This window comes from Mesorhizobium sp. M1A.F.Ca.IN.020.06.1.1 (assembly GCF_004023265.1).
GTDB lineage: Bacteria > Pseudomonadota > Alphaproteobacteria > Rhizobiales > Rhizobiaceae > Mesorhizobium.
In genome coordinates, this window is the sequence record NZ_RZSR01000852.1 from 1 (window position 1) to 2,630 (window position 2,630).

Consider the following 2,630-nt stretch of genomic DNA (forward strand, 5'->3'; position numbering starts at 1 on the left):
GTTCAGATCCTGGCCGTCCCGGACGCGAGAGGGCCCTGGCTTCGCGTCCGGGACGGCCAGGATCTGAACTTCATTCGAAAGTGATTTCGGCTCTGCCTAAGCAGCGCGGCTGAACACTCATTTGCGCTTGCGTTTGGATCGACGCGGAGGTTTGACCCCGATGATCTCCCCCATCTTGTCGGAAGAAGACATCTCGCTTGACCTTGTGACAAAGGGAAAGCAATCAGCCTTGTCGAAAATCGCGATCAGGATCGCTCGAAGGAGTGGACTTGACGAGAAGGTGGTTCTCCGCGGTCTTTTCGACCGCGAGCGCCTCGCCTCGACCGGCATCGGTCGTGGCGTGGCGATCCCGCACGCTCTACTGGATAACATCTCCTCGCCTGTCGCGTCTTTGACACGCTTGGTCCCGCCTGTGGATTTCGACGGTCCCGACGACGACCCAGTCGATCTCATTTACACTATCCTTTGGCCGCGCTCAGCCTCTTCCGCCTTCCTCCCTGCCCTTTCGCGAATATGCCGGCTGCTTCGGGCATCTCAGGTTCGAGAGCGGCTCCGCCTTGCACAATCCGCAGATGAGGCGTTGACGGTTCTCGAAACTCAGCTGCTCCCGAGTTCCACCAATTTGCATATTTCCCCGGATCAGATGCTCGGACAGCGGACCGACAGCTTTCGCGTACCAACGAAGCCTACCGGCGCGGTCACGATCACCGCCACGCCGGCAAGCATTGCCGAGACTGTAAACATCACCACGGTCGCATTTGCTATGGCGATACTGGGACAAACATTCCTGTTTTTATGTCCTTGAGGACAACATTGGTGTGCATTCGCTTGATCTGTGGATTTTGGGACATGATCTGCGCGGTGATCTCGTCGTACTGCTCCACATCCTGTGCCGTGATGATTGCAACGAGATCCACTGATCCAGTCACATAGTAGACCTGTTGGATGTGATCCTGTTTCTCGACCCAAGCCCGGAATTTCGATAGAGCATCGTAGTTTTCGCGCTCGATCTCCATTCCGACAATGAACGTCATCGGACTTCCAGCAACCTTGCGGTCCACAAGGGCGATTTCCGCGGAGATGATCCGTTCCTCCCGCATCCGCTTAATGCGCCGCTGAACAGCGGACGCTGAAAGGCCAACCATCTCTCCAATGGCTTCCGCCTTCATCTGACAATCCCGCTGCATGATCTCAAGGATGGTTCGGTCGAACTGATCCAGTAACTCCGCCATTTTCTCCTCGCACCTGAGACTTTCCGCTGACTATAGTTCCCAATCGCGGTCAATCGTCAAAATTTGGCCGATGCTCGCTTCTCCCGCGACAATTGATGAGTTTTGCGCGTTCCGGGCATTTTGCCGGCTCAGCGTGCAGGCTGACCAGTTCTTTGGCCATTCTGCGAGCTTCGACCTGCCTCTCGGCTCGTTCATCATCGATCCATCGCTCACGAGAGGAATTGGCATGACACAGTACAATATCGCGCTTATCGGTTTCGGCGGTGTCAACCGCGCCTTGGCCGAGCTGATCGCAGGAAGCAATGATCGTTGGAATGCCGAACTCGGCTTCCGTTTAAACATCGTCGCTGTTACCGATCTCCATCTCGGCTCAGTCATTTCTCCCAACGGAATCGACGCGCGCATGCTGGTGGAAACCAGATTCGCGAGGGGCGGGTTCGCACAACTGTCCGGCGGCAGTGCCGAAGCCGACAACGAAAAGGTCATCAAGCAGGCTCCGGCTGGCATTGTCGCCGAGGCGACCTTCACCAATCCGGTCGATGGCGAGCCGGCCGTATCCCATTGCCGTTGGGCACTCGAAAGCGGCAAGCACGTCGTCACAACCAACAAGGGCCCGGTTGCCCTGGCGGCCACGGAGCTGAAGGCACTCGGGGCGCGGCACGGCGTGATGTTTGAACATGAGGGGGCTGTCATGAGCGGCACCCCGGTCATTCGTATGGCCCAAAGGACGCTCGCGGGCGCCGGGCTTCATGGTTTCGAAGGGATTCTGAACGGCACCTCGAACTTTGTTCTTGGCCGCATGGAGGGCGGGCTTTCCTTCGCGGAGGCGGTAAAAGAAGCAAAGGACCTCGGTTATGCGGAAGCCGACCCTACTGCCGATGTTGAAGGTCACGATGTCCGGTTGAAAGTCGTCATCCTCGCAAATGAACTACTCGGTGGAAAGCTGACGCCGCAGGACGTGGACTGCAAGGGTATTTCGGGCCTGACCGTGGCCGATATCGACGCGGCGACGCGAGAAGGCTATCGCTGGAAGCTGATCGGCTCGGCCTCGGTTCGCCAGGACGGTGGTATCGCAGCCCGTGTGGCACCGCAGCGCCTTGCGCTCGATCATGCGCTCGCCGCCGTTGGCGGGGCGATCAACGCCATCTCGCTCAAGACAGACCTTCTCGGCGCGGTGACGGTGACCGGACCCGGCGCAGGCAGGGTCGAGACGGCCTATGCGCTCCTCTCGGACATCATCACCATCCATCAGTGCCGCCCTTCCGCCGACAAGAAGGAGGCCGCGTGATGACCGCTGCAAAATTGCGTGTCGCCGATGTGTTCGAGCAGATAGCCGTCAGAAATCCCTATGATGGAACGGTGATCGGCAGCGTCGAAAGCACGGCTGCCGACCAGATT

General features: G+C 58.5%; 3 protein-coding genes. 2 read left to right on the forward strand and 1 reads right to left on the reverse strand.

Going from position 1 to position 2,630, the window contains the following annotated elements:
* The first annotated feature begins 160 nt into the window (after positions 1–160).
* The gene (locus EOA60_RS28010) at positions 161–805 is read left to right on the forward strand and encodes a PTS sugar transporter subunit IIA (RefSeq protein ID WP_127334738.1); all 645 of its coding nucleotides are present in this window, start codon (positions 161–163) and stop codon (positions 803–805) included.
* Here the strand turns inward: EOA60_RS28010 and EOA60_RS28015 are convergent.
* Complete coding sequence (locus EOA60_RS28015; protein WP_067330495.1) at positions 762–1,232, reverse strand: Lrp/AsnC family transcriptional regulator; 471 nt, start codon at positions 1,230–1,232, stop codon at positions 762–764. The two genes, EOA60_RS28010 and EOA60_RS28015, sit on opposite strands and share 44 nt — an antisense overlap.
* Positions 1,233–1,458: 226 nt before the next feature.
* Here EOA60_RS28015 and EOA60_RS28020 point away from each other — a divergent pair, with 226 nt between their 5' ends.
* Entirely contained in the window at positions 1,459–2,520 is a 1,062-nt protein-coding gene (locus EOA60_RS28020; RefSeq protein ID WP_127334753.1) for a homoserine dehydrogenase, read from the forward strand.
* The last annotated feature ends 110 nt before the right edge of the window (positions 2,521–2,630 follow it).

Coding starts and splice junctions, on each gene's coding strand:
- EOA60_RS28010 (WP_127334738.1), top strand. CDS start 161: ATGATCTCCCCCATCTTGTCGGAAGAAGACATCTCGCTTGACCTTGTG.
- EOA60_RS28015 (WP_067330495.1), bottom strand. CDS start 1,232: ATGGCGGAGTTACTGGATCAGTTCGACCGAACCATCCTTGAGATCATG.
- EOA60_RS28020 (WP_127334753.1), top strand. CDS start 1,459: ATGACACAGTACAATATCGCGCTTATCGGTTTCGGCGGTGTCAACCGC.